Origin of the sequence: Streptomyces zinciresistens K42 (assembly GCF_000225525.1) — a bacterium.
Lineage (GTDB): Bacteria > Actinomycetota > Actinomycetes > Streptomycetales > Streptomycetaceae > Streptomyces > Streptomyces zinciresistens.
In genome coordinates this window covers 1-3838 of sequence record NZ_AGBF01000351.1, presented here as the reverse complement: position 1 = coordinate 3838, position 3838 = coordinate 1, and the positions used below count along the sequence as shown (strand labels likewise).

Genomic DNA, 3838 nt, shown 5'->3' with positions numbered 1-3838 from the left:
TGAGCAGCCCCGTCACCATGGACAGGGTGGTGGTCTTGCCTGCTCCGTTGGGCCCCACGAGCCCGATGAACTTCCCCGCGGGCAGTTCGAGATCGATGCCCGCGACAGCCACCTGCTGCCCGAACCGCTTCCAGAGCCCACGCACACTCACGGCCGACGTCATGACGCCAACCTACGGGGACCGGTGCCGCCGCGGGAGGCGGCTCCACGGGGAGGACGCGACCGGCGGCCCCGAAGCGCGCGACCGCGGGGCACGATCCGCCCGGCGCTGCCGCCCGGCGCTGCCGCCCGGCGCTGCCGCCCGGCGCTGCCGCCCGGCGCGTCCTCAGCGATCCCGGCCGCAGGCGTAGGCGAGCGGGGAGATCAGCTCCTCCGCGTCCGGCAGCCAGCGGTTGGCGAGCGTGGGCCGGCACGCCCACTGCACCGCGCCCCGCGAGCCGAACCGGGTCGGCGGCCCCGCCACGTACGCGCCCTCGCCGAGCGCCACGAGGTCCAGCGAGCCGATCGACCACCCGAGCTTGCGGACCAGTTCGGGAAGCTTCACCGAGGCGCCCGGCAGCACGAAGAAGTGCATCCGGCGATCCGGCGCCAGCGTCACCGGCCCCAGCGTCAGCTGCATCCGCTCCATCCGGGCCAGCGCGAGGAAGCCCGCCGTCTCCGGGACGCAGAGGGCGTCGAAGGTCCGGCCCGTCGGCAGCAGGACCGCCGCGTCGGGCTGCTTCTGCCACATCCGCCGCGCGACGGTCGCGCTCCCGGTCGCCTGCGTCGCCCAGTCCGGGCGCGTGGGGTGCGCCCCGGGCGCGGGGCAACCGGTGTCACCGCAGGAGCAGTACGGCACGCCGTCGACGGTCTCCAGCCAGGTCCCCGGGAACACGTCCCAGTGGCGCTCCTCGGCGTAGCGAACGGCGGTCTCGAGCAGGGATTCCCCGCGCTGCTTCGGAATCTGTGCGGCTTCGGTGGCCGGGATCGTCTCTTCCACGCTGAGCACAACTCCCGCGCCCACCCCGGGTTACGGGCGCGGCGCGCGCCGGGGAGGAGCACCGGACCCCCTCCCGGGGCGCATGGGTGCATGTCCGGGGGCGCGCGCGGGGAAGCGCCGCCGCGGCTGGGTAGCCCAGAGGGGGGCCGGCTCTCGCCTTCACCCCGGCAATCGTCACAAGCCTCGCATTTTCACTGTGCCTACGGGGCATTGATCTTCACGGCCGGGACTCGGCGGTGCGCAGCCGGCGCCCCGCACCCGATCCGGCCGTGGAAGAGACGTCAACTCGGTGCGCGGGCAGGCACCGCAGCCACAGGGGGTACGCCATGGCCGCAAGGCCTCTCGTCGCGCGGCAGCCGAACGAACGGCTGCAGGCGCTCATCCAGGAAGCGGGCTGCTCGAACGCCGGGCTCGCCCGCAGGGTCAACATGTGCGGCGCCGAGCACGGCCTCGATCTGCGCTACGACAAGACGTCCGTGGCCCGCTGGCTGCGCGGACAGCAGCCGCGGGGGCGGGCGCCGGCCGTCATCGCCGAGGCGCTCGGCCGCAAGCTGGGCCGGACGGTCACGATCGACGAGATCGGGATGGCCAACGGCAAGAACCTCGCCTCGGGCGTCGGCCTGCAGTTCTCGCCGACCGTGCTCGGCGCGATCGAGCAGGTGTGTGAGCTGTGGCGCAGCGACGTCGGGCGGCGGGACTTCCTGTCCGGCTCCTCCGTCGCCGCGTCCGCGCTGGTCGAGCCCAGCCGCGACTGGCTGATCTCGTCCCCGGACCCGCAGGTCTCGCGCGCGGCGGGACCGCGGGTGGGCCAGTCCGACGTGCAGGCCGTGCGCGCCATGACCCAGGCGCTGGTCGAACTCGACCACCAGTACGGCAGCGGCCATGTGCGCCCGGTCGTCGTGCACTACCTCAACAGCGTCGTCTCCGGGCTGCTGGCCGGCTCCTACCGGGAGGCGGTCGGACGCGAACTCTTCGCCGCCGTCTCCCGGTTGACCGAGCTGGCCGGGTACATGGCCGTCGACACCGGGCAACCGGGCCTGGCCCAGCGGTACTACATCCAGGCCCTGCGGCTCGCGCAGGCGGCCGGGGACCGCGGCTACGGCGGCTATGTGCTGGCCGCCTCCATGAGCCATCTCGCCGCGCAGCTCGGGAACCCGCGGGAGATCGCGCAGTTGGCGCGGGCGGCGCAGGAGGGCGCACGGGGGCGCGTCACACCCCGGGCGGAGGCGATGTTCCACGCGGCCGAGGCCCGGGGGCACGCCCTGCTGGGCGACGCGCGCTCCGCGCAGACCGCGTCCGGGCGCGCGGTCGCCGCGCTGGAGACGGCCGATCCGCGGTCCGGGGACGACCCGGCGTGGATCAGGCACTTCGACGAGGCGTACCTCGCCGACGAGTTGGCGCACTGCCACCGCGACCTCGGGCAGGCCGAGGCGGCGGCGCGGCGCGCCCAGGAGTCGCTGGCCGGGCTGCCCGCGACGAAGGCGAGGCGCCGCGCCCTCGGCTATGTGCTGCTCGCCACGGCACAGGTGCAGCAGCGGGAGATCGAACTGGCCTGCCACACCGGGCTGAAGGCGGTCGAGCTGCTGGAGACGCTGCGCTCCCACCGGGGCGCCGAGTACCTGGAGGACTTCCAGCAGCGGCTGGAGCCCTACCGGGACGAGCCTGTGGTAAGGGAGTTCGGGGCCCGGATGGAGCTTCAGGCGGCGGCCTGAAAACCCCGGGCTGCCGGGGCGTGAACGGCGGGGAAAACAAGGTGTACGCGGCGGAAGGGGACGTATACAGCGGATGAGGGACCGGAATTGTCACGGCGGTCGCCGGGACCGGGATCACGCCCCGGGCTGCGTGGCACCGTTGTCGGCGGAGCCGGTAGCGTGAGCCGACGACGCACAAGGTCCCCCATTCGTAGGAGTCCCGGTGACGCAGAGCGGACAGGGCGAGGAGCCGTCGGCGCGGCCCGCGCGCGAAGGCATCGTGCTGCCCTCCGACGGTGGTGAGCCGCTGCTGCCGGGAACGGCGGGCGGTTACGGCCCCGCCCCGGTACCGGCCGCGCCGCCGGCCGCACCCCGGCCGTCGGCCCCGCCCGGCGGCCAGGAGTGGGGCACCCCCTGGGGGCCGGAGCAGCACACGGCCCCGCCCCCCGCCCAGGGGCAGCCCTGGGGCGCGCAGGGCGGGCAGCCGTGGGGCGAGCCGGAGCGCACGTACCCGGCGCAGGACCACTGGGGCGGGTCGCAGGACGCCGCCGGCGCGCACGCCGCGCAGCAGCTCGGGGGCTACGGCGCCGGTCCGCAGCCGGGCTCCTACGGCCACGGCGACCCGGCGGGCGCACCGATGCCCGCGCCCCAGCAGCCGTACGGCGGCGCCCCGTTGCCGCCCGCGGGAGCGGGCACGCCGTACCCGCCGCAGGGGTACGGGGCCCCGCTGCCGCCCGTCGACGAGGGCGCCACGCAGTTCATCCCGCCGGTCACCGGCCCGCCCGCGGGACCCGACGAGCAGGCCACCCGCTTCATACCCCCCGTGCCCGCGGCCCCCGTGGACGAGGGGGCGACCCAGTTCCTCCCGCCGGTGGGACCGGGGGCGCTGCCGCCCGAGGCCGCCGGGGAGAGCACGCAGGTGCTGGGCCGGGCCCGGCACCAGGGCGGCGCCGGACCCATGCCGCCCGCGTCCGGCGCCGACGCCGCCCCCACGCAGTTCCTCCCGCCCGTGACCGGGCAGCCCTCCGGCGCGGCGGGGCAGCGCAGGCCCCCCTCCGACTTCGACAGCCTCTTCCGCGGCGGACCCGGCGGTGCGGGCGCCGCGCCCGCCACCCAGCACATGCCGCGCGTCCAGGACGCCCGGCATGTGCTGGGTGGCGGGCGCGGC

3 protein-coding genes and 1 pseudogene are annotated in these 3838 nt (G+C 76.0%); 2 read left to right on the top strand and 2 right to left on the bottom strand.

Going from position 1 to position 3838, the window contains the following annotated elements:
- Both SZN_RS36100 and SZN_RS36095 read right to left on the bottom strand, forming a co-directional pair.
- Positions 1-163: ATP-binding cassette domain-containing protein (locus SZN_RS36100; protein WP_007505397.1), on the bottom strand; the 163-nt coding region annotated here is incomplete at its 3' end.
- A 162-nt stretch (positions 164-325) separates the two neighbouring features.
- Positions 326-988, bottom strand: a complete 663-nt coding sequence (locus tag SZN_RS36095) for a bifunctional DNA primase/polymerase (RefSeq protein WP_086021499.1) — start codon at positions 986-988, stop codon at positions 326-328.
- 317 nt (positions 989-1305) lie between these two features.
- On the opposite strand from SZN_RS36095, the gene SZN_RS36090 reads away from it, so the two are divergent.
- Complete coding sequence (locus tag SZN_RS36090; protein ID WP_007505395.1) at positions 1306-2691, top strand: NsdA family TPR-like regulatory protein; 1386 nt, start codon at positions 1306-1308, stop codon at positions 2689-2691.
- Positions 2692-2893: 202 nt separating this feature from the next.
- Positions 2894-3838: pseudogene (locus SZN_RS36085) on the top strand (hypothetical protein); the annotation flags it as partial.